General features: G+C 64.7%; 19 protein-coding genes. 6 read left to right on the top strand and 13 right to left on the bottom strand.

Translation table 11 applies throughout. The features are described 5' to 3' along the window. Positions 1-66 precede the first annotated feature (66 nt). The 7 genes from AC3RCG_RS23635 to AC3RCG_RS23605 all read right to left on the bottom strand — a co-directional run bounded on the left by AC3RCG_RS23635 (position 67) and on the right by AC3RCG_RS23605 (position 7,707). Positions 67-1,428, bottom strand: coding sequence for a hybrid sensor histidine kinase/response regulator (locus AC3RCG_RS23635; RefSeq protein WP_070310347.1), 1,362 nt, complete (start codon positions 1,426-1,428; stop codon positions 67-69). A 142-nt stretch (positions 1,429-1,570) separates the two neighbouring features. Further along, positions 1,571-2,305: a 2OG-Fe dioxygenase family protein gene (locus AC3RCG_RS23630; protein WP_070223489.1), complete on the bottom strand. Its 735-nt coding sequence runs from the start codon at positions 2,303-2,305 to the stop codon at positions 1,571-1,573. Between the two features lie 103 nt (positions 2,306-2,408). Further along, positions 2,409-4,445: a TonB-dependent receptor gene (locus AC3RCG_RS23625; protein WP_492401830.1), complete on the bottom strand. Its 2,037-nt coding sequence runs from the start codon at positions 4,443-4,445 to the stop codon at positions 2,409-2,411. 14 nt (positions 4,446-4,459) lie between these two features. Next, positions 4,460-4,948, bottom strand: a complete 489-nt coding sequence (locus tag AC3RCG_RS23620; RefSeq protein WP_492401831.1) for a DUF6702 family protein — start codon at positions 4,946-4,948, stop codon at positions 4,460-4,462. 265 nt (positions 4,949-5,213) lie between these two features. Then, positions 5,214-6,179 carry an IS1595 family transposase gene (locus AC3RCG_RS23615; protein WP_492401833.1) on the bottom strand — a complete coding sequence of 322 codons (966 nt, stop codon included), beginning with the start codon at positions 6,177-6,179 and terminating at the stop codon, positions 5,214-5,216. A 175-nt stretch (positions 6,180-6,354) separates the two neighbouring features. Next, positions 6,355-6,810 (bottom strand): MarR family winged helix-turn-helix transcriptional regulator, encoded by a 456-nt coding sequence (locus AC3RCG_RS23610; protein ID WP_492401834.1) that lies wholly within the window; start codon positions 6,808-6,810, stop codon positions 6,355-6,357. Between the two features lie 21 nt (positions 6,811-6,831). Next, on the bottom strand, positions 6,832-7,707 hold the full coding sequence (locus AC3RCG_RS23605; RefSeq protein WP_492401836.1) for an aldo/keto reductase family oxidoreductase: 876 nt from the start codon (positions 7,705-7,707) through the stop codon (positions 6,832-6,834). A gap of 130 nt (positions 7,708-7,837) precedes the next feature. Between AC3RCG_RS23605 and AC3RCG_RS23600 the strand changes: the two genes are divergently transcribed. Beyond that, positions 7,838-8,776: a LysR family transcriptional regulator gene (locus tag AC3RCG_RS23600; RefSeq protein WP_070289172.1), complete on the top strand. Its 939-nt coding sequence runs from the start codon at positions 7,838-7,840 to the stop codon at positions 8,774-8,776. On the opposite strand, the gene AC3RCG_RS23595 is transcribed toward AC3RCG_RS23600, so the two are convergent. Then, positions 8,761-9,582 (bottom strand): sugar phosphate isomerase/epimerase family protein, encoded by an 822-nt coding sequence (locus tag AC3RCG_RS23595; protein WP_492401837.1) that lies wholly within the window; start codon positions 9,580-9,582, stop codon positions 8,761-8,763. The genes AC3RCG_RS23600 and AC3RCG_RS23595 overlap by 16 nt on opposite strands. Beyond that, complete coding sequence (locus tag AC3RCG_RS23590) at positions 9,582-10,421, bottom strand: phytanoyl-CoA dioxygenase family protein (protein WP_492401838.1); 840 nt, start codon at positions 10,419-10,421, stop codon at positions 9,582-9,584. The genes AC3RCG_RS23595 and AC3RCG_RS23590 overlap by 1 nt, the downstream gene beginning before the upstream one ends. Positions 10,422-10,530: 109 nt before the next feature. Here AC3RCG_RS23590 and AC3RCG_RS23585 point away from each other — a divergent pair, with 109 nt between their 5' ends. Next, entirely contained in the window at positions 10,531-11,490 is a 960-nt protein-coding gene (locus AC3RCG_RS23585; RefSeq protein WP_492401839.1) for a LysR family transcriptional regulator, read from the top strand. 3 nt (positions 11,491-11,493) lie between these two features. Here the strand turns inward: AC3RCG_RS23585 and AC3RCG_RS23580 are convergent, their stop codons facing one another. Beyond that, positions 11,494-12,564 (bottom strand): M29 family metallopeptidase, encoded by a 1,071-nt coding sequence (locus AC3RCG_RS23580; RefSeq protein ID WP_492401840.1) that lies wholly within the window; start codon positions 12,562-12,564, stop codon positions 11,494-11,496. 315 nt (positions 12,565-12,879) lie between these two features. On the opposite strand from AC3RCG_RS23580, the gene AC3RCG_RS23575 reads away from it, so the two are divergent. Next, positions 12,880-13,299: a hypothetical protein gene (locus AC3RCG_RS23575; protein WP_083287041.1), complete on the top strand. Its 420-nt coding sequence runs from the start codon at positions 12,880-12,882 to the stop codon at positions 13,297-13,299. A 321-nt stretch (positions 13,300-13,620) separates the two neighbouring features. Here AC3RCG_RS23575 and AC3RCG_RS23570 read toward each other — a convergent pair whose 3' ends face one another. Next, entirely contained in the window at positions 13,621-15,123 is a 1,503-nt protein-coding gene (locus AC3RCG_RS23570) for a hypothetical protein (RefSeq protein ID WP_070310371.1), read from the bottom strand. Beyond that, positions 15,120-15,992 carry a hypothetical protein gene (locus AC3RCG_RS23565; RefSeq protein ID WP_070289178.1) on the bottom strand — a complete coding sequence of 291 codons (873 nt, stop codon included), beginning with the start codon at positions 15,990-15,992 and terminating at the stop codon, positions 15,120-15,122. The genes AC3RCG_RS23570 and AC3RCG_RS23565 overlap by 4 nt, the downstream gene beginning before the upstream one ends. A gap of 180 nt (positions 15,993-16,172) precedes the next feature. Here AC3RCG_RS23565 and AC3RCG_RS23560 point away from each other — a divergent pair, with 180 nt between their 5' ends. Beyond that, the gene (locus AC3RCG_RS23560; protein WP_492401842.1) at positions 16,173-17,090 is read left to right on the top strand and encodes a hypothetical protein; all 918 of its coding nucleotides are present in this window, start codon (positions 16,173-16,175) and stop codon (positions 17,088-17,090) included. Between the two features lie 56 nt (positions 17,091-17,146). Here AC3RCG_RS23560 and acpA read toward each other — a convergent pair whose 3' ends face one another. Then, positions 17,147-19,267, bottom strand: a complete 2,121-nt coding sequence (acpA, locus tag AC3RCG_RS23555; RefSeq protein ID WP_070289180.1) for an acid phosphatase — start codon at positions 19,265-19,267, stop codon at positions 17,147-17,149. 164 nt (positions 19,268-19,431) lie between these two features. Here acpA and AC3RCG_RS23550 point away from each other — a divergent pair, with 164 nt between their 5' ends. Together AC3RCG_RS23550 and AC3RCG_RS23545 are read left to right on the top strand one after the other, a co-directional pair. Further along, positions 19,432-20,700, top strand: coding sequence for a cytochrome-c peroxidase (locus tag AC3RCG_RS23550; RefSeq protein WP_492401843.1), 1,269 nt, complete (start codon positions 19,432-19,434; stop codon positions 20,698-20,700). Between the two features lie 149 nt (positions 20,701-20,849). Beyond that, entirely contained in the window at positions 20,850-21,179 is a 330-nt protein-coding gene (locus AC3RCG_RS23545; RefSeq protein ID WP_070312834.1) for a hypothetical protein, read from the top strand. Positions 21,180-21,229: the final 50 nt, after the last annotated feature.

Below are 21,229 nucleotides of genomic sequence, written 5' to 3'. Positions count from 1 at the left end.
GAACTACTGTATTCATCTCTTGCTGATGGCAAAAAAACAGCATTTCATGCTGCGGCGCACAGAAACTCAGGCCTTGCTGCGCAGTGCCAGCGTGAAGGTGCTGCCGGAGCCGTAGTCGCTGTTGAAGAACAGGGCGCCGCCGATGGCGTTGGCCAGGTTCTGGCACAGGTACAGGCCCAGTCCCGCGCCTTCCACGTGGCGCGTGGAGGTGGAATCGAGTTGCGAGAAGGCCTGGAACAGCTTGGCCTGGTCTTCTTCCTTGATGCCGGCGCCGCTGTCGGCGATGCTCATTTCCGTCACCAGCACGCCGTCTTCCTCGCGCTGGGCCAGGCTGATGCGCACCGTGCCCTGTTCCGTGAACTTGATGGCGTTGTTGAGCAGGTTGATGAGGATTTGCGTCAGTGCGCGGCGGTCCGTCTCGATGATGGCGGGCGGCCGGCCCGCTTCTCCCAGCGCCATTTCCAGCGCCAGGCCCTTTTGCTGGGCCAGCGGGCGCAGGGTGTCGGCCACTTCGGCCATCAGATCCTGGCAGTGCACGGGTTCGATCGACAGGGTCAGTTTGCCCGCCTCGATCTTGGCCACGTCGAGGATGTCGTTGATCAGCGAGAGCAGGTGACGCGCGCTGGCGCGGATGGTGTTGAGCTGCTTGTCCTGGTCCGACGTCAGGGGGCCGGGCAGTTTCATCAGCAGCGCGCCCGTGAATCCAATGATGGCGTTCAGCGGCGTGCGCAGTTCATGCGACATGTTGGCGATGAAGGCGGACTTCATGCGGCTCGCCTCGGCCAGTTCCAGGTTTTTCAGGGCGATTTCGCGGTTGATGGTTTCCAGTTCGGCCGCATGGTGCGCCAGGCGCATGTTCAGCTCGATCACCTGGCGTTCGCGCGCCTGCAGTTCGCCGTTGACCTGCACCGCCTGTTCATATGTGGAAATGAGCAAATCGAGGATTTGCTGGCGCTCCGCATTGATGAAGTGCTTCTGGTCGCCCAGGTACAGGGCGATGCCGATTTCCACATTCTGGTTCTTGCGCAGCTTCTGGTTCATCAGCATGTGGCTGATGCGGTTGAGCAGGTAGTCTTCCGCGTAAGGCTTGCGGATGAAATTGTCGGCGCCGCACTCGATGCCGCGGATGATGTCCTTCGGGTCGTTGAGCGAGGTGACGAGGATCACGGGGATGTCGCGCAGGGTCGGGTCGGACTTGATGGCGCGGCACAGGTCGTAGCCATTCATTTCAGGCATGACGATATCGGACAGCACCAGGTGCGGCTTGCGCTCGCGGATGGCGGCCAGGGCCAGCTGGCCATTCGCCGCCACGCGCGCGTTATAGTGCAGCGACTGGATCAGGCGGCGCAAGCGCTCCGCCTGGGTCGGGCTGTCCTCGACGATCAGGATCTCGATTTCGTCAGGCTTGATTTGGTTGTTGGAGTCCACAGACCTCTCCTAGGATTTCAGTGTGGTGATGCTGGGCGCGGTGAGCGCGCAATATCGACATCGTATGACTATATCGGATTTAGGTCTGTAAAAGTAACTTCCAAGTAACTATTTTGCCCACAGGGAATGCTGTGGCCGCCTGTCAGTTTTCGCCCTGGAACTGGCCGGCGCGATAGGTCAGCACGAGGGTGTCGCGGTGGCCGTGTTCGCCGATGGGCTGGATCGGCGTCGATTCGTGGATCACGGCAGCGTCGTCGAGCAGCAGCAGCGACCATGGCTCGGTCAGGGTAAAGCGCTTGCCGTTGGGGCCCTCCGCTTCGAAGATGCGCGTCTCGCCGCCCTTGACCTGTTCGCGCCCGATCAGCAGCACGGCGACGAAATCGACGCCGTCGCGGTGCGCGCCTTCCGGCGTGGGGCGGCCGATGCCGTCGGTCGTATCGATGCGGAACTGGTGCGCCTCGATGAACCACGGCTGGCGGCCCTTGACCTGCGAGCAGGCGTCGCCCAGTGCGCGAATCAGCTGCTGCCAGGCCGCTTGCGCGACGATGGCCGGGTCGACCGGTTCGAACAGGCGGTGCATGCCGCCGTGCAGGGCGTTGTATTCCACCGGCTGCCAGTGCGGACGGTGCGCCGTCTGCGTCAGGCGCTCGCCATCCTGCACGAAGCACGAATGGCGCCGGCGCCGATAGCGGCCGCCATCCTTCAGGTAATTGTCCAGCGCCAGGGTATCCCAGCTTGGTTCCAGCGCGCGCAGCGCGTCCAGCGGGCAGCCGGCCAGCGCGGCCACGTCCTGCGGGCGCAGGACGGCATAGCCGTCATCGCGCAAGGCTTCCTTGACGTGGGACGGGGCGGTAAAGATCGGTGCGGAAGTGCTCATGGCGGTGCCGGCCGCAATGCGGCCTGTCTCAGTTTATCCAGCCTGGCATTCTACGACTTCGCGGCGTTTCCTGTGCAGTACGACAGGAATTATTCTTGTTGAGTTAAAAATTCTTTACCAGGGTCATACGCAGCGAGCGCGATTCCACCGGATGGAAGTGGATATCGTCCACGGGCTGCGCTTCGCCGGGCAGGCGCGAGGCATAGTAGTAATCGATGGCCGCGTCGCGCCGGTTGGCCAGGTTGTAGCCTTCCACTTCCATGCGCAGGGTCTTGTCGATCCGGTAGGCGATGCGCCCGTTCAAGCCCACGCTGGCGGCGGAGCGCACGCTGTTGTCTTCCACCAGGGGGCGCGGGCCGAAGTAGCGCAGGCGCAAGGAGCCCGACCACGGTCCCGGCGGCGTCACCGTCATGGCCAGCTGGGCCACGCCTTCGATGGCGCCGGGGATGAAGTCGCCCGCCGGGTCGCTGCCGCGCGAGCGTGCGCGCGCATACGCGAGGTCCAGGTCCAGCGACAGCCAGCGGGCCGCCTTGTAGTAGCTGGAAAACTCGATGCCGTAGCGGCGGCTGGGGCGGCCCGCCTGCGTGGCGCCCGCGTCACCGATGAACATCAGCTCGGAATCGAAGTCCAGGCGGTACAGCGACAGCGAGGTTTGCAGGCCGGCGATGGCGGCGCTGCGCAAGCCCAGTTCCAGCCCGCGCGAGCGCACCAGGGGCGTGACCTTGCCAGCCGCCTCGCCCGTCTTCGGATCGACCGTGATGGTCGTGCCGCGCGCGTCGTTACTGTGAAAACCGTTGCCGATGTTGACATACGCTTCCGTGTCGCGCCACGGCCCCGCGATCACGCTCAGACTGGGGCTGAACAAATGGTCGCTGGCCGTGCCCGAATTGGCGGCGCGGTCGCTGCGCACGTCGAAGCGGTAGGCGTCCGCGCGCAGGCCGGCCACGGTGCGCAGCGATCGCGACCAGCGCGTGCTGTTTTCGCCATACACGCCGATGCTCGTTTCGACGAGATGGTCTTGCCGCGTGGTCGACAGGATCTGGCGCCGGCGCGTGTGGTACAGGCCATTGTGGATATTGTCGTTCTGCAGTTGCAGGCCGATGGTGGTGTCGCTGCTGCCCCGGTCCGTGTGGCGGTGCCAGGTGTGGCTGGCGTCGAGGCCGGCCGTCACGCGGCGGTCGGGCTGGGCGAACTGGTCGCCGTTGAGCGGATCGTCCATCGCATACGTAAAGTTCGAGAACAGGGCCAGGCGGTTGGCGATCACGTACGCGCTGACCCTGGACGACACGTCGTCCGTCGTCTGGTGCCAGGCGCCCGACAGGCTGTAGCGCTGCGCCTTGCCGCCGTCGCTGGCATCGACGGCGTCGAAGCGGCCCAAGCTGCCGTCGCGCACGGCGCGCAGCGGAATCTGGTCGGTGGCGTTCCAGCTGGCGTCGTATGCCATGGCCGTGACGTTGAAGCCGTTGTTGGCATAGCCTTCGCTGTAGCGCAGCACGCCATTGCGCTTGCGGTAGCGGTCCGGCTGCGTGAACGGGCCATCGTTATGCTGCGCTTCTAGCGCGTACAGCAGGCTGCCGTCGCCCGCATCGATGGAGTCGGCCAGCAGAGCGCGGCGAAAGCCGTTTTGCCCGATGCCGGCGCTGGCGATGCCTTGCGTCAGGCGGTTCGCGTAGACGACGGACGCCGCGCCCGCCGAGGAAAAATCGCCTTGCGCCGCCGCATACGGTCCCTTCTTGTAATCGAGGCGCATGGCCAGTTCGGGGATCAAAAAGTTCAGGTCCGTCCAGCCCTGGCCGTGGCCATGGCTGCGCTGGTTGACAGGCATCTCGTCGACCGTGGTGCGCAAGTCCGTGCCGTGATCGAGGTTGAAGCCGCGCAGGTAGAACTGGTTGGCCTTGCCCTCGCCGCTATGCTGGCTGACGATCAGCCCCGGCACGGCTTCGAGCAATTCGCCGGGCCGGTAGCTGGTGCGCGCGTCGAGCTGCTGTTGCGTGACGCTGCCCGCGTTGGCCGAATCGGCCACGCCCAGCTGGTTCAGGCGCGAACCGTCGACCAGCACGCGCTGGAAGAGGTCGTCGGCGTGGGCGGCGGTGGTGGAAAACAGGGCCGCGAGGAGGAGGGGAAGGGAGCGTGGCGTCATGGGTATGCCGGGGATTAGCGGATCGGCCATTCCGTGTTCTGGCGGTCGAAGATCAGCGTCTGGATGCTGCCGCTGTCCTGCACGTTGAGGGTATTGCGCTGGCTGGGCAGGAAGTCGATCAGCAACTGGTTATGAATGCGCGTGGCGGGGGCCAGGCGCGTGCGTTCGATCTCCTGGAAGATCACCACGTTGTCGGCATCGACCTTCATGCCGACCCAGTTCAGGCGCAATCGCCTGCCGTCCGGCCCCAAGAGGTAAAACTGTTTTTCGACATAGCGGCGCAGCGCCGCTTCGCTGTCTTCCTGGCCCAGGTCGAACCGGCGCTGGTACAGATTCGTCAGCAGCGCCTCGACGTCGTGGCCCGTGTAGGTGTGGACCACTTCCGTGCTGCCGCTGGCCGCGTTATAGCTGATGTCGGCGATGCCCATGTGGAAGTTATGGGCAGCGGCCGCCATGCTCGCGCAGGCCAGCGTGACGGCCGTCAGTGCACGCCAGCGCTTCATGCCGCGTCGCCCTTGGCCGGGCCATTGCTCTTGCCTTTCAACGGCGGATGAAAGTCGCGCATCAGCTTCTCCTTGGGTGATTTTTTCGCTCTTGAACAGTTCCACACGCGAAGGCGTGACCTTGCGCGCAGGAGGCGGTGCGGTAGGTCTTCGGGGGAGCAGAAAGGTATGCGCATGGTCACCCTGACGTTGTTGTAAGGAAATAGTGGCAACTATTCTATACGCAGGGTGGGGCCGTCCTTGTTTCTCTTTGCAATAAAGAAGGCTATGTCACCATCAGATGTGGGAATGCTCCCAGTGTTGCCTTCAATAATGTTTCCGGCGACCGGATACGCCCGGCGTCCAGTATCCAGCGCCAGCCCAGGTAATTCGGCAGATAGCGCGTCGCCACGCCGTGAAAGGGGCGTAGCCATGCCCGCAGGCGGCTGTGATATGCATTGACGTTCTGTACATGCGCGGCGCCCTGCACGCGGATGCCTGCGCGCAAATTGACGGCCTGGTGGCTGATCCCCGCTTCCTTGGCAAAGGCGCGATAGGCGGCATGGCCATCGGTGAGCAACAGGATATCCTTGTCGATCATGGGCAATAAATAATGGCGCACCTGCGCCTTCGTCAGCGCCCCTTTTCCGGTGACGAAATCGAGGGTTCCCGTACGGTCGCGCGCCACCAGGATGCAGACCTGCTCATTGGAAATGCCACGCCGGCGGGCATGACCGCCACGGCGGCGCGCCGCACGGGTCAGATGCCGCGATCCCTTTTCCGACTCCAGCACATACAGCTCGTCCGCTTCGGCGATGCCATGCAGGCAATGGGGCCGGTCCGTCTTGGCCAGGCTTAAAAACCGGTGGCGCCAGCGAAAGGCGGTGTTGCGGTGCACGCCCAGCTGGCTTGCCGCCTTGCGCACGGAAGCCGATTCGAGCAGGCAGTCGGCGTAGTCGAGCCACAGTGATTTATGGCGCAAGCGCGCCAGCGGCGTGCCGGTGAGTGCATTGAAGGTGCGGCCGCACGGCACGCAACGGTAGCGCTGCAGTCCGTGCGCATGGCCATGCAGGTGAGCACGACTGCTATTGCAGGCAGGACAGTGCAACCGCTGCCGGGCCACGCTTTCGATCAGTGCCGCGGCAGCGCCCTGCGGTGCGCTTCCTCGCAGCAGAGCGATGCCCGCCAGGCGCTGGCGACGGTTCAGTACGGCGAACTGGGCGATGAAGGTTTTCCATTGAGCTATCTGCATGAAAGGCTCCCGTTTGTCTGCGATGCACAGTCAGACAGCGGGGATACAGGAAGATTCCTGAACTTCCCCTACTTAACGGGGACAGAGCCATAAAGAAGGGCGGATGATGGACCGGCTTTTGCCGGGCGCCGTCAGGGCGATGCTTTATCTGATTTTGCTCGGGAAAGCAGCGCTTTTACTCACTTTTCATCAGGCTGTCGCGCAACAGGTTCAGTTGTTGTTTCATGTCCACAATCTGTTCCACGCTGCAGTGGCTGGCCGTCAGGATGGCTTCAGGCAGCAGGGCCGCTTCGTGGCGCAGCTGATCGCCCTGCTGCGTGAGGGAAATGATGACCTGGCGCTCGTCGCTGGCGGCGCGCGTGCGCGTCAGCAGCCCCGATTGCTCCATGCGCTTGAGCAAGGGCGTCAGGGTGGCCGAGTCCAGGAACAGGCGCTCGCCCACTTCCGACACCGTCAGGCCGTCGCGCTCCCACAACACCATCATCACCAGGTACTGCGAATAGGTCAGGCCGAGCTTGCGCAGGAGCTTGCGGTACAGCTTGTTCATGGCAAGCGAGGTCGAGTACAGCGCAAAGCACAGCTGGCCGTCCAGGCGCGGCACCTGGTGCAAGGGGTTGGGGGTGGTATCCATGGGCACAGTATATATAGTGCGCTACTTAGTTGCAAGCGACCCCAATGCCGCTAATGCCTGCGCGTCGAGCCTGAGCGCGCCGGCGGCGACATTCTCGCGCAGATGCGCCATGGACGAGGTGCCGGGAATGACCAGCATATTCGGCGCGCGCTGCAGCAGCCAGGCCAGCGCCACCTGCATCGGCGTGGCTTGCAGGGCGGCCGCCACCTGGTTCAAGGTATCGGACTGCAGCGGCGAAAAGCCGCCCAGGGGGAAGAAGGGCACGTAGGCGATGCCTTGCGCGGCCAGGGTGTCGATCAGCGCATCGTCTGCGCGGTGTGCCAGATTGTAGTGGTTCTGCACGCAGACGATGGGAGCGATGCGCTGGGCCTCGGCCACCTGACCGGCATCGACATTGGACAGGCCGATATGGCGCACCAGGCCTTCCCGCTGCAGCTGCACCAGTGTGGACAGCGGCTCGGCAAGCGACGAGCCGTCGGGGCCTTCCATGCCCGGCGCGCGCAGGTTGACCACATCGAGCACGTCCAGGCCCAGGTTGCGCAGGTTGTCGTGCACGGCGTCGCGCAGTTGCTGCGGCGATGCGGCCGGCAGCCAGGACTGGTCGGCGCCGCGCACGAAGCCGATCTTGGTGACGATGGTCAAGCCGTCGCGGTATGGATGCAGCGCTTCGCGGATGATCTGGTTGGTGACGTGGGGGCCGTAAAAGTCCGACGTGTCGATATGGTTGATGCCCAGTTCGACGGCTTCGCGCAGCACGGCAACGGCGGCGGCGCGGTCCTTCGGCGGGCCCCAGACGTGCGGGCCGGCCAGTTGCATGGCGCCGTAGCCGAGGCGGTTGAATGCGATGTCGCAATGGGCGGGCGTGAAGCGGTCGCTGGCGGGGTCATGCGTGTGCATGGGGGCTCCTGTGTGGTGGTAAGGGACGGGAGCAGCCATCGTAAGGGCGAATACGCTGTATGATAATCGGGTCAATCCGGCACAGGCTGTACTTATTTTCGCACAATCTCATCCCGTGAAAGCGCTCCTCATGCATGCAGACAACCCTTCCATGGCCGACCTGTCCGCCTTTGCCCTGGTGGCCGAGCACCGGGGTTTTCGCCAGGCCGCGCGTGCCAGCGGGCAGTCGGCGTCGGCGCTGAGCGAGGCGCTGCGGCGGCTGGAGCAGCAACTGGGCATCCGCCTGCTGGAACGCACCACGCGCAGCGTGACGCCGACGGCAGCCGGCGCGTTGTTGCTGACGCGTTTGCGTCCGGCGCTCGAGGAAGTGAGCAGCGCGCTCGACGTGCTGAACGACTTGCGCGACAGTCCGCGCGGCACCTTGCGCCTGAACGTGCCGGTCAACGCGGCGCGCTTCTTTTTGCAGCCCATGGTCGACCAGTTCCTGCGCGCCTATCCGCAGATCAGGGTCGAGCTGGTGGTCGATAATAATTTTGTCGATGTCGTCGCCAGTGGCTGCGACGCTGGCATCCGCTATGGCGAGCGGCTGGAGCAGGACATGATCGCCATCCCGATCGGCCCGCGCACGCAGCGCTTCGCGGTGGCGGGCGCACCGTCCTACCTGGCGCAGCGGGGCGTGCCCGTGCATCCGCGCGAGCTGCTGCAGCACGCCTGCCTGCTAGGAAAATTCCTCAGTGGCGCGATTCCCCCATGGGAGTTCGAACGCGATGGGCAAAAAGTGAGCGTGGAGCCGGACGGCCCCGTGATCGTCACGCCGACGGCGGCCGACTTCGCGGTCAGCATGGCCATCGCCGGCCATGGTCTGGTGTATCTGTTTGAAGAGTGGTTGCAGCCGTATATCGATGCGGGCCAGCTGCGGCCCGTGCTGGAAGACTGGGCGATGCCTTTTCCCGGCCCGTTTTTATACTATGCGGGCCGGCGCCACCTGCCGGCCCCGCTGCGCGCCTTCATCGATTTTGTGCAGGCCAATTTTGCGCAGCTTCCGCCGCTTGCTCAATCCGCAGGATAGCGCTGGCGTAAAAGCTGCAACATGGCGACGTTCTGTTCCCACGCGTCGCTCACGGGCTGCTGCGTGTATGGCAGCGTTTGCGTGTACGGCGCGGGGCCGAATTCCGGCGTGAACGTCATGCGCTCGGCGCCGGCCGCGCGGCGCAGCGCGACGATGGCATCCCACCAGGCCAGGTGGGCGTCGAGCGCCGGCTTGGCTTCCGGCGCGCGGAAGTCGGCCACCTGCGGACCCTGCGCATGGCCAACGCGCGCATGCACGTGGCGCACCAGCGGCAGCACTTGCGCCAGCGTGTGCGGCTGGTCTTCCAGCAGCGATTCGCAGGCGCAGCACCAGTGCGACAGGTCGGCCGTCAAGGGCAGGTGCGGATACTGCTGCAGATACGGCAGCAGCAGCATCGGGTGGCCGGAAAAGCGGCTGCGGTGGAGCTCGTGCACGATGGGCACGCCGTGCTTTGCCGAGATGGCGGCGGCCAGGTCGATCAATGCCGCGTTCTGCGCCTGGGTATAGTAATCCTTGCCCGTGTGCGTGTTGACCAGCACGGGGCGCGCCAGGCAGGCGTTTTCCAGCAGTTCCGCCAGGGCGGCGCGGTGCAGCTCGAAGTCGCCGTGGAACACGGTTTCCCACTGCGCGGCGATCAGGTCCAGGCCCGCATCGGCGATGCGCCCCGTCCACTCCTCGCGCAGGGCGGCGTCCAGCGGCAGCGACATTTCGATGCCGTCGAAGCCGGTCGCCAGTACCCTGTCGATGAAGACGTCGGGCGGCAGCTCGTTATTGCCCCAGTGGGCGGCAAAGACGTCGATGCGCATCAGACGAAGCCCCGCACGGGGAACGCCGCGTCGCGCTGTATCCAGTTGTGCGCCGCGTATTCGGTCTGGCCGTCGGTGGCGTGCAAGGTGTAGGCGTGGCGCGAGACGGGCGAGCGGTTCGGCGCGCTGTAGTGGGGCAGCAAGCCGTGGAAGCAGACGAGGGCGCCGGCCTTGACTTCCAACGGCACGGCCGTGCTGTCGTCGGGCCACGGCATGGCATCGAGTTTTTCCACTCTTACCTGGTCGCCGTTGCGGATGAAGCGTTCGCGCAGGGGGCCGCGGTGGCCGCCCGGTTCGGCCCACAGGCAGCCGTTGTCCAGCGTGGCGTCTTCCAGCGCGAACCAGAACGTGGTCACGCTGATCGGCGTGGTCTCGAAATACGTGGCGTCCTGGTGCCAGCGCACTTCGCCGCCGATGCCGGGCTGTTTAAATATATACATCGATTGCCATACCTGCGCATCCGCCAGGCCCAGGTCGCGCGCCACTTCGGCCAGTTTCGGGTCGGCCGAAAAAGCGCGGAAGACGGGGTCCAGGTCGTGCATGGCGTGGCCGATCTTGTTGATCGACAGCGATTTCGCCTGTTTCAGCTGGCCGTCCGGGCCGAACGCCTCTTCCTCGAAGAAGCAGCGGATGGTGTTGTCGGAGGCGAGGAAATAATCGTTGGTGTTCTTCGCCTGGTCGCGCGTGGTGAAGATCGACTGGCTGACGCTGGGGTCGAATTCGTTGACAATCTGCTCGGCGCGCGCGCGCAGGGCGGCGATTTCATCCGTGCCCTTGAAATCGGGCAGGATGATGTAGCCGTCGCGTTGGTATTGTTCCTGTTGTTCGATCGTCAGCATGGCGGCGGCTCCGGAGATTGGTAGAAGGCGCCATTGTAGGATGGGGGCAGTGCGCAAACAATCGCCCAGTGGTTGACAGATTGTCGCCAAAGCGATGACAATCTTTGACATGGATCAACTAAAAGCGATGGAAATCTTTGTCGAGGTGGCGCGCCAGCGCAGCTTTACGGTGGCGGGCCAGCGCCTGGGTTTGACGCGCGCCATGGTCAGCAAGACCATCATGCAGCTGGAAGAGCGCCTGAACGCGCGCTTGCTGCACCGCTCCACGCGCGAAGTGAGTTTGACGGACGCGGGCCGCGCCTACCTGGCGCCGTGCATGGCCACCGTCAGCCAGGCGCAGGAAGCGGCGCGCATGGTGGCGCACGTGGCGCAGGCGGGAGCGGGGGCGGAGCTGGCCGGGCCGCTGCGCATCCAGGCGCCATCGAGCTTCGGCAGCGCTTGGCTGGCCGATGCCGTCGCCCGTTTCAGTTTGCTGCACCCGCAGGTGCGGGCCGAGCTGTTTGTCGACGATGCGCTGCTCGACCCGATACGCCACGGTTTTGACTTGACGATACGCGTGGGCGGCATCCCGGACAGCAGCGCGCTGGCCATGCGGCCGCTGGCGCCGTGCCGCGCCGTGCTGTGCGCCAGTCCCGCCTATCTGGCGCAATGGGGCGTGCCGCAGACGCCGCAAGATTTATTGCAGCATCAGTGCCTGCATTTCAGCCACCTGACCGATGGCACGAACTGGCATTTCCTGCGTGGAGCAGGGGAGCAGCGCGAGGAAGTGAGCGTGCGCGTGCAGGCGGGGTTTACGGCGAATAATGGGCTGGTGCTGCACCAGGCGGCGCAGCGGGGGCTGGGCATCGTCTACAGCACCACGTTTCTCGCCTGGCGCAACCTGCTCGATGGCAGCCTGCTGCCCGTGCTGTCCGGCTGGGAGCTGCCCCTGAACCACTTGAGCGCCCTGTATCCGGCCAGCCGCCAGCCTTCGCCCAAGGTGCGCGCGCTGATCGATTTCCTGGTGGCCGAATACCAGCCCGTGCCGCCGTGGGACCGCGAGCTGGCAGCGGCCGGAGTTTTCAGCTGACGGTCAATTGAACGCGACCGGTTCCACCGTCCAGGCGCCATCGGCATACACGCGCTCGTCGTCGAGATAAACGGCTTCGGTGATGGCGAAGATGTCGACGTGGTAGCGCGCATCCTTGCGCTTGAATTGCGGTTTTGTATACACGCCGTGCTTGGCGCCCAGCGACAGATGGATGCCGCACATGCGTTCATACGTGCCGATGTCGTTGACCAGCTGCTCGCGCGAAAAGGCGCGGTTCATGCCGAAGCCCAGTTCGCGCACCCACACTTCACCTTCATGCGCGCGGATGATCTCGAGCATGGCGGTAAATTCCGGCGTGGCGTGCTCCGTGCCCGTGACTCTGCCCTTGTCGATGATCAGGGTGATCGGCGTATCGGGGCGGTTGACCATGAAGTGCGTGTCGCCGAAGACGAAGATGCGCACGCGCCCGTTCACCGCTTCCAGGTCCTGCGCTTCCGTAAATACTTCGCCCAGGGGGAACTGGCCGCCGATATTGTTCATGCCGCTGTAGTCGCCGATATTGAGCTTGGCCGATTCGAACGGGGAAGCGAAGACCAGCTGCTCGCCGCCGCTGTCGACCATGCCGTGGCGGGCGCCGTCGATGCGCGCTTTCAGTGCATGGCCGACGCCGCGGTAATAGGCCGGGTCGTAAGCCAGCGAGGCGATGTAGTGCAATCCCTGCACGCCGGGCATGCGCGACAGATGCACGTGCTCGATCACTTTCAGGCCCCGCTTGAACAGTTCGATGCGGATGCGGAACGCTTCCAGGCGGAAGCTGGTCGACTGGATCAGCACAACGAGGCTGCCGGCCGGCAGTTCGGCAAACGCGGCCAGCACGGCGTCGGGCGTGACCTCGTCGAAATCGATGAAGGCGGCGTCCGGCAAGGCCTGGCGGTACGCTTCCGTCAGCACCACGTTGAGCCAGCTGCGCTTGTCGCAGACGATCAGGGACGGTTCGTCCGGGCGGTGGCGGATGGCCATGGCCAGCAGGTCGGCCACGTTTTGCGCGGCCACTTCGGTGGCGGCGGCGCTGATGGCGTCGAGCCGGCTGGTGTCATTCTCGGGAAGCGTCATGGTGCGAAGGTGGGGGCGTGAAGTAATCGCAGCATTATAAGGCGATTGCCCCGGCCGTCACCATTCCCCATCCGGCGGAGGACAGGCGGCTGCCGCGCCCCTGATTATCTTGTGTAGTGCTTTCCGGCAATGTATTATTTGAAAAATGGTATGAAACGGTATGACAGGGCATGGCAGCGAGCCTGGAAGCGGCCCGGCGCAGCGGCAAAGGCGCGCATGCGCACGGTGGCATGCTTTCAGTGAAGCAGGGACAACAAGCCAACAGGCGAAGACTAAGAGTGTGATGTGATGAGCATAATCGGACAAGATATTCCCATGGAGCGGCCGGATGCGGATGGCCGTGCTGCCGTGTTCGTTCCCGTCACAGGCGTCAAGGAAGATGTCCTGTTGACCATACGCAAAGGTGCGGCCATCGTCGGCTTTGCCAACCACGACCGCACCATTACCGTGTATTTTGAAAGCAACCGCTTTGACGACCCCGCGCTGGCCAAGTGGGAGCACAAGGCGCGCAAGGCCTACGACCGCCTGGTCGACAATGCGCCCACCGTGTCGAAACTGACCACCAGCCCCGCCAATTTCGAGCAGATCGGCTACATCAATGGCAAGGGCATCACCATCCGCCGCATGGAAAGCCTGCAGCGCTGGCTCGCGTATTCGGATGCGATGGATACGTGTCCGGCGATGGATATCATTCCGCGCACGGTTATTGCCAAGGCCGACGCGGTCAAGGTGTAAGAGCGGCTGATAAAACGCCCAAGGCGTTGTTGCCTGCCTCTCGCCGTACTGACGTACTGTCTTCGAGGCGGCGCCTAGCCCTGAGCATTTTCTCAGCCGCTCTTGGCGCGCTTACGAATGGCTGTACGAAAGGCCACAGTTTGTAGGCTTTCCCTCGGTCCTGGCGTACTGTCTTCGGGGCGGAGCTTGGCCCTGCATGCTTGCGCGGCCACTGTCGCGTGGGCTTGGAGTCAACAATGTGTCGGATTACGCGGGGCGTTGCCCCGCTAATCCGACCTACGCGACCTACGCCTGACTTCGCTTCTTGCTTCTCGCTCCTTGCTACACCACGATGATATTCGCCTGCGCCTTGAGCGGGCAGGGCAGGGTATCGTCGAAGGTGATTTCGATGGCGCTGGCGACGAACATGCCGCCGATGTGCTGGGCGGCGATTTCGGGCGGCGTGCCCGGCTTGGTCAGGTTGACGTCCTGGGCGAAGACGAAGACTCTCCAGGTGCCGTAGACTTTTTGATCATATTGCAGCAGGGTGCGGTAAGCGCGCTTCAAGTCCAGGCTGCCTGCATAGACGCCGTCGTTGGCACCCGGGTCGAAGCCCAGGCCGTCGTCGGTCAGCGATTCGACGAAATACAGGCCCTGCGGCGCCTGGAACAGCACGAACGCATACAGCTCCGTGCCGCGGAAGACATTGCCGTTGTCGCGCTTGAAACTGGCGCGCAGCCACAACGGTTCGTAGGCTTGCACGACGGCGGGCGTATCCGTTTCCACCGGCCCCGCCACGTGGATGTTGACTTGCGTTTCGGTCACCGCATGCTGGTAGGTGGCGCCCGTGGTGAAACGATCGTACTCCCAGCTGATGTCGGCCGTATAGGGCAGGCCCGCATTCGGCGCTTCCGGCAACACCCATTTCGCCACCACGCGCTCGGCCAGGGTCAGTTCGCCAGCGGCCGGTGGTGTTGCTTCCTGACCACGCCAGAACGGGTCGGCGATATCGGAGCAGGCGACGGCGATGGCGCCCGAAGCGATGGCCGAGGCCACGCCCGCCACCGTGAACTCGGGCTGGCCGGAGCCGGCCCCTTCCAGCGAACAGCAATGCACGTCGGGTTCCGTTTCCTCGAAACTGCCGCCCACGCTGAAGCTGGCCTTGCCGGAGCCGAGCGCGGCGGCAATGATGGCCACCAGCGCGGCGATGATGGCGATGATGATGGCGAGAACCTTCCACCACGGGTCGGAAAACGGCAGCTCGCCATGCGTGCCCGCATAGGCGGGGTTCGGCGTCCAGACGAGGGTCATGCCGGTCGGTACGATGGGGCCCAGGCCGGGCGGGCAGCGGCACTCCTTCCCATCCGTGCCCGTGCTGCCCCAGCGCTTGCCCGGCAGATGGCCCTGCGGCTTGGACAGTTCCAGCGTGCCTTCCTCGACCGTACACGTGTAGGTGTTGGTCGTGCTGTCAAAGCGCGTCTGCGACACGAAGATTTGCTGGATCGAGCGGTGCGGCGTGTAGCCGTCCGCCTTGGCGACAAAGCTGACGAGCCTCTTGCCGGGCGCCGCATGCTGGAAATCGGCATCCCACATGACCAGCATGGCCGCGCCGGCGGGAATGCTGGCAAAGAAGAAGGTGCGCGCCACGGGCACGATGCCGGGGTCGCCCACGCTTTCCAGGTACACCGTGACATTCGTCAGGGCGCTGCCGGACATATTGGTGACGTGGGCGGCAATGCGCAAGCCATAGATGGCATTGTCGAAGATGCCATCGGGCAGCATGATATTGGTGACGGGCTCGATCGCGAACGGCCGCGTCAGCACCTGCAGGGGTGTGTCGCTCATGATGCTTGCTCCTCGGGGCTTTGCTGTTCTTGCGCTTGCTCTTTCTCCAGGTCGGTGACGACATACGTGACGCCGCCCAGCAGCTTGCCATCCTGGGTTTCCAGCACGCGCAGCAGCGCATACTGGCGTGGCGGCAAGGCTTCGGCGCGCACGCTCAGATACACGGCCTGCGCCTGGCCGCGCGGCACTTCCAGCACCAGTGTTTGCTCGCCGGGCGCGTCGCCATTGCAATGGGGCGTACGCGCCAGGCCTGCGACCAGCTGTGCGTCCCTGGCCGGCTGCCATCGCTCAAGCCCGAGGGTGGCCAGCAGGCGCTCCGGCAGCTCGCCGCCATACTCGATCTGCAGTTCCACTTTTTTCGTTTCGCGGGGCAGGGCCGCCACCGCGATGGCCAGCAATTGCGCGCGCCTGGCCGCCAGCACCACGTTGACGTTGCGCTGGGCGATCTGGTCGTGCTGCTTGGGCTGGAAGGGAAAACCGTTGGGCAGCGGGTCGGGCAGCGGGTTGACGTCGCCAGGCCCGTGGGCCACGGCCAGCAGGCATTCGTGGCCGCCATTGACGATGACGGGCACCCACGGCACCAGGCACAGCACTTCCTGCGTGGCGCCGGGCGGCAAGTCGGCAAACGCGGAGCCGATCTGCGTGGCGGCGCCGACGGCGATCTGGCCGGAAGGATCGGCCCAGTAAAAGTCCACGCGCACGCCGTTCGAGGCGCTGTTGCCCGTGTTGTGCACGCGGCCCCACAGGTAATTGCTGGTGCCGGCAATGGGCGCGCCGGGCGGGCCATTCGGATCATTGCCGGGCACGACCCAGATATCGGCGCTGTCCCACCAGGGCTGGCCGTCTTCGATGATCAGGTGGGCTGACATGGCGTTCTCCTTGTCCTTGGCCTGTGCTTGTAGCTTAGGCCGCGGCGGTGGAGGCTTTTTGATTGGTATCAAGGCAAGGGAACACGGGGCCGGTGCGCCGTTGCCTTGGCCGCGTAAGGTAATATTGCGGCAGAACGCAGTGGAATGACTCCAGGAAAAGGTTGGAATGTGCTTGAAACAGTGAATGACGTTTGCATCAACGCCGCCTGCGGCCGGACCTTGCCGCTGCGCGTGGCGCATTGTCCGTTTTGCGGCGCGCGCCAGGTGGCGCAAGCACCTGTTCTGGAGAAGGTAGTGGCGCCGCCGCCGGTGCCGCGCATGCCGCCGCCGGTGCCCGTCGCCCCGCCGATTTCCACGCCGCAACCCGCGCCGCAACCCCCGCCGCAACCCGCCCCTCAGCCAGCTTCCGCTCCCCAGCCGGCCCCGCCGCCGGCTGCCGCACCGGCCAAGGCGCCGCCCGCCAAGCCTGCCGGCAGGGGCTCGGTGCCGCCGCCGCGCCCGCCCGTGCGCTTGCGTACGTGGATCGCGGCGGCCGTGGTGCTGACCGGTATCTGGTTTTATAACAAGCCGGCCGACAAGCCGGCCAGCGTGGCGGAACAGGTCGAGGCCGCCACCGCGCTGGCGGCGCAGTGCGACCTGGATGGGGCGCGCAGCGCGCTGGCCGTGCTGAAAAGCGCCAAGGCGCCCGCCGCGCAGATCAAGCGCTTGCAGGCGAATATCAGCAAGTCCGCCGCTACTTGCGACAGGCAACAGCAGCGGGCGCAGGCGTGGACGGCGTTGCAAGGCAGCGTCCAGCAGGCCCTCGACGCGGGCAAGCCGGAGCTGGCCGCCACGCGCCTGGCCGCTTATGTGAAGCGCTGGGGCGACGATCCAGACACCCTGGAACTCGACGCCAAAGTGAAAGTGGCGCAAGCCAGCGCCCAGCTCGACCTGGCCGACGCCTGCCTGGCCAAGGGCGACCGCGTCTGCCTGGAAAACAGCCTGATCGCCGCCGAGCGCTACAAGCGGCCCGAGCTGGCGGCGCGCACGCAGGCGCTGCGCGCGGCCTTGTCGCAATTGCTCGAACGCTCGCTGCTCGATGCATCCCCGGGCCAGTAGCGCCAACAACTAAAACGCCCGCCGCGGCCACGCCGGGCGGGTACACCTACTCAGCCCTACTCTTGCGGCACCAGCGCCAGCGCGGCGCTGAAGTCGCCCATCGGCTTGCCGCCGTTGGCCACCAGCGCCTTGTCGCGCGTGTTCAAGCCGTCGAGCACGGGCAGGGCGAAGCGGTGCGTGATGGCGCGCAGGATCGAAGCCGAATCGTATTGCGTATGGTCAACTAGTCCCTTTTTCACGTACGGCGAGACGAGGATGGCCGGTACGCGCGTGCCCGGGCCCCAGCGGTCGCCCTTCGGCGGCGCGGCGTGATCATAGAAGCCGCCGTTTTCATCGTAGGTGACGATGACCAGCATGTTCTTCCACTGCGGACTCTTCTTCAGCTGGGCGATGACGCTGGCGATGTGCGCGTCGCCGTCGGCCACGCTGGCGTAGCCAGCATGCTGGTTCAAATTGCCCTGCGGCTTGTAAAAGGTCACGGGCGGCAGCTTGCCGGCGCCCGCGTCGGCCAGGAACTGGCTATCGAAATCGCGCAGGTGGGCGGCCCGGTAGGCGGGCGCCTTCACGGGATCCATGTTGGCAAAATAGTTAAACGGCTGGTGGTGGAACTGGAAGTTCGGCGGATTCGGGAAGCTGCCGGCGCGCGCGCTGGCTGTGGCCAGGGCCGTCGTGTCCTTCCAGGCGCCCGCATACCAGGCCCAGTCGATATTTTTGCCTGAGAGCAAGTCGCCGATATTCGTCTGCGTCTGCGGCGGCAGCGTGTTGGCCTTGCCCGTGTCCGCATACAGCTTGCTGCTGTCGGCCGATGCCGGGGCGTTGCTGCTGGGCTGGAACGGCGGCTGCATGGTGTTGACGGCGTAGAACATGCCCGTGCCGTCTGCCGGCGTCAGCGCGCCGTCGTTGGCGTAGGCGGGCGCGCCGTTCAGGACCGTGGTCGGCGCCGTGGCGGACGGCGTCAGGCGCACGAAGTTGCCGTTGGCGTCGACGTCGATCTTCGCGATCGAGCCCTTGGCCACCGAGGTGTCGGCGTTCGGATACGTGGGCGCGCAGGCGCAGATCAGATACTGGTGCGTGAGGAAGGAGCCGCCAAACGCGCCGATGAACAGGTTGTCGGCCAGCGCATATTGTTTGGCGATGTCCCACAGCTGCATCTTGCTGCCGTCGTAATAGCCCATCGACAGGCCGCCCGCGTCGGAATAGGCCGCGAATTTGTCGTTGGCGCCGCCGTTGATCTGCATCTGGTTGTTATAGAAACGGTGCACGAGGTCGCGCGTGATCACCGATTGCGGCAGGTACAGGGGGCTGCCGGCATCGTCGATCTGGAACGGCTTGTTCGGCAGGTTGGCCGATTGCGCCTGCGTGATGACGGTGCTCTGGCCGGCCGCCGTCATGCCGCCCCAGGTGGGCGGCAGCACGGGCAGGGTGCTGCCGTCATAGTCTTTCTGCGGCACGTAGGCGGAAGTCGACGTGGGATTGACGCCCGGCACGCCGTTCGCGCCCGGGAACAGGCCGTACAGATTGTCGAAGCCGCGGTTTTCCGCGTAGATGACGACGATGGTCTGGATATTGTTCAGCGCCAGGGCGCCGTTCAGGGCGGCCAGCGCGTCGGCCGGTGCCGCCTGCGCGCTGGCGCTGGCGATCAAGGCCGTCACGCTGGCGTTTTCCGCCTTCAGTTTCGCCAGCTCGTCGCCGCTGGCCTTGTTGAAGTCGGACGCCAGGCCCGCTTCGGACACGCCGATGCGCGCGGCCAGCTTGCTGCTGGCGGCCGCAAAGTCGCCGCCATTGCCGTCCATGACTTGCGCCAGTTCCGTCGACAGGGCGCTGACGAAGGCGCTGTGGCCGGCGGGGGCGCGCAGCAGCAGTTTTTGCGTCACCTTGCTGCCGCTGTCGCCGATGGCTTCATGGCGGATGGCGTCCGTGCCGACGGTCACCAGCACGGCGCCCTGGCCGTCGAGCGTGTAGCTGCCGTCGGCGGCCGTGCGCACGGGAGTCGAAGCGCTGTCGCAGGTCAGCTTGGCGGTGCCGCTTTCCAGGCATACCTGGGCGTTTTCATAGTAGCTGCCGATCACCTGGCCCGTGGTGCTGGGCGTGATCGCATAATTGCTGCCGCAGGCGGCCAGGCCCAGCGACAGCAAGATTGGCAGGGGACGTAAGACAGGGCGAGCGTACGGTTTCATTGTTCATGCCTTCTGGGTGGAAAACGTCGCATGCTAGGCAGGCAATATGTCAGCTGCGTGACATGTCAGCGTCTGTTACATGACGTAATGTACGGACTTGATACATTACGTTTTGCAGGGACTTGTCACGCAGCGGTCACATACCGTTGCTACGCTGCCAGCCCATGATGAAAACGAAGCCCTCACTGCTGCTCGCCTTTGTAGCCGCCTGCCTGCTGGCCGCCTGCCATCCGGCAGCGCAAAAGGAAGCCGCGGCCAAGCCCGCCTATCTGGCGGGCGCCTACGCGCCCACCCTGCCACGCCAGCCTTCCGTGGCCCAGATGACGGCCATGGGCCGCGCCATGTTTTTCGAGCCCAGCCTGTCCGTGTCGGGGAAGATGTCGTGCGCCAGCTGCCACAGTCCCGAGCACGCGTATGGGCCGCCGAACGGGCTGGCGGTGCAGCTGGGCGGCCCGGAGCTGAAGGATGCGGGCACGCGCGCGGCGCCCTCGCTGCGTTACCTGCAGACCGCACCGGCCTTTACCGAGCACTATCACGACGACGATGGCGACGACAGCGTCGATGCGGGCCCCACGGGCGGGCGCAACTGGGATGGCCGCGCCCAGTCCGGCCATGAGCAGGCGCTGGCGCCGTTGCTCTCCCAACGCGAGATGGGCAACCGCGACGCGGCCGCCGTCGTCGCCAAATTGCGCGCTGGCCCCCTGGCGGCGCAATTTCGCCAGACGTATGGCGCCGATATTTTCGAGCAGCCGGGCCAGGCCTTGCGCTGGGCGCTGATGTCGCTGGAAGTGTTCCAGGAAAGCCCGCTAGATTTCTATCCGTACACGAGCAAGTACGACGCCGTCTTGCGCAAGCAGGCCGTTTTGAGTCCGCAGGAAGCGCGCGGCCTGGCCCTGTTCAACGATGAGCGCAAGGGCAATTGCGCGTCCTGCCACATCAGCCAGATCACTTCCGGCGGCGCCTTTCCCCAATTTACCGATTACGGCTTGATCAATATCGGCGTGCCGCGCAATGGCAAGCTGCCCGTCAATGCGGACCCGGCGTTCTTCGACATGGGCTTGTGCGGCCCGGACCGCACCGACTTGATGGAGCACAAGGAGTACTGCGGCAGCTTCAAGACGCCGTCCCTGCGCAATGTCGCCCTGCGCAAGGTATTTTTCCACAACGGCAGTTTTGACAGTCTGGAGCAGGTGCTGCGCTTTTACGTGCAGCGCGATACGGCGCCGCAAAAATGGTATCCGGCAGAGCGAAACGGCAAGGTGCGCAAATACGACGATTTGCCGCCGGGGCTCGAGGCGAACGTCAACGTGGAAGCGCCGTTCGACCGGCTGCCGGGCCAGGCGCCGGCCCTGAACGAAGCGCAGATCGCCGACGTGATCGCCTTCCTGCATACCTTGACGGATGGCTATCGGCCGGCCCCCGCGGCACACTGAACGCATGCCAAAAAGATATCAAGATACCATTGCTTACAACTACGCTACAAAAGCCTGTTTTTATGTGCGTTAGCGCACGCTAGAAAATTTTAGGCAGGTGTATATTGCGAACTGATCTGTGTCTTTTGATAACAATGAAAGGGAATACCATGAAAGTAAGCAAAAATTGGATGACCGTGTGCGCCGCCGGCATGATGGTTGTGGCCCTGGCTGCCTGCCAGAAGAAGAGCGATGTCGCCGCCGGTCCTGCGGAACAAGCTGGCCAGAAGATCGATGCGGCCGCTGCCAAGGCTGAAGCCGACATCAAGGCCGCAGCAACCAAAGCTGACGCCGCCGTGAGCCAGGCCGCTTCCGATACGGGCGCCAAGATGGACCAGGTCGCCGCTGACGCCGACAAGAAAATGAGCGAAGCGGCCGATGCCGTCGGCAAGAAAGTGGAAAAAGCCGGTGAAAAGATGCAGGACGCCGCGCACAAGTAATCACCGTCATCACCGCGCCAGGACCAGCTAACGCCGGCCCGGTTCCCGCA

The organism is Janthinobacterium sp. GW823-FHT01H08, from assembly GCF_058797855.1.
The sequence above is the reverse complement of the archived record's forward strand: the minus strand, read 5'-3'. Positions and strand labels throughout refer to the sequence as shown.

Excerpts from the sequence above, each read along its gene's own strand:
- AC3RCG_RS23630 (WP_070223489.1), bottom strand. The coding sequence starts at position 2,305 with ATGAGCACTTCCGCACCGATCTTTACCGCCCCGTCCCACGTCAAGGAA.
- AC3RCG_RS23625 (WP_492401830.1), bottom strand. The coding sequence starts at position 4,445 with ATGACGCCACGCTCCCTTCCCCTCCTCCTCGCGGCCCTGTTTTCCACC.
- AC3RCG_RS23620 (WP_492401831.1), bottom strand. The coding sequence starts at position 4,948 with ATGAAGCGCTGGCGTGCACTGACGGCCGTCACGCTGGCCTGCGCGAGC.
- AC3RCG_RS23615 (WP_492401833.1), bottom strand. The coding sequence starts at position 6,179 with ATGCAGATAGCTCAATGGAAAACCTTCATCGCCCAGTTCGCCGTACTG.
- AC3RCG_RS23610 (WP_492401834.1), bottom strand. The coding sequence starts at position 6,810 with ATGGATACCACCCCCAACCCCTTGCACCAGGTGCCGCGCCTGGACGGC.
- AC3RCG_RS23605 (WP_492401836.1), bottom strand. The coding sequence starts at position 7,707 with ATGCACACGCATGACCCCGCCAGCGACCGCTTCACGCCCGCCCATTGC.
- AC3RCG_RS23600 (WP_070289172.1), top strand. The coding sequence starts at position 7,838 with ATGCATGCAGACAACCCTTCCATGGCCGACCTGTCCGCCTTTGCCCTG.
- AC3RCG_RS23595 (WP_492401837.1), bottom strand. The coding sequence starts at position 9,582 with ATGCGCATCGACGTCTTTGCCGCCCACTGGGGCAATAACGAGCTGCCG.
- AC3RCG_RS23590 (WP_492401838.1), bottom strand. The coding sequence starts at position 10,421 with ATGCTGACGATCGAACAACAGGAACAATACCAACGCGACGGCTACATC.
- AC3RCG_RS23585 (WP_492401839.1), top strand. The coding sequence starts at position 10,531 with ATGGATCAACTAAAAGCGATGGAAATCTTTGTCGAGGTGGCGCGCCAG.
- AC3RCG_RS23580 (WP_492401840.1), bottom strand. The coding sequence starts at position 12,564 with ATGACGCTTCCCGAGAATGACACCAGCCGGCTCGACGCCATCAGCGCC.
- AC3RCG_RS23575 (WP_083287041.1), top strand. The coding sequence starts at position 12,880 with ATGGAGCGGCCGGATGCGGATGGCCGTGCTGCCGTGTTCGTTCCCGTC.
- AC3RCG_RS23570 (WP_070310371.1), bottom strand. The coding sequence starts at position 15,123 with ATGAGCGACACACCCCTGCAGGTGCTGACGCGGCCGTTCGCGATCGAG.
- AC3RCG_RS23565 (WP_070289178.1), bottom strand. The coding sequence starts at position 15,992 with ATGTCAGCCCACCTGATCATCGAAGACGGCCAGCCCTGGTGGGACAGC.
- acpA (WP_070289180.1), bottom strand. The coding sequence starts at position 19,267 with ATGAAACCGTACGCTCGCCCTGTCTTACGTCCCCTGCCAATCTTGCTG.
- AC3RCG_RS23550 (WP_492401843.1), top strand. The coding sequence starts at position 19,432 with ATGATGAAAACGAAGCCCTCACTGCTGCTCGCCTTTGTAGCCGCCTGC.
- AC3RCG_RS23545 (WP_070312834.1), top strand. The coding sequence starts at position 20,850 with ATGAAAGTAAGCAAAAATTGGATGACCGTGTGCGCCGCCGGCATGATG.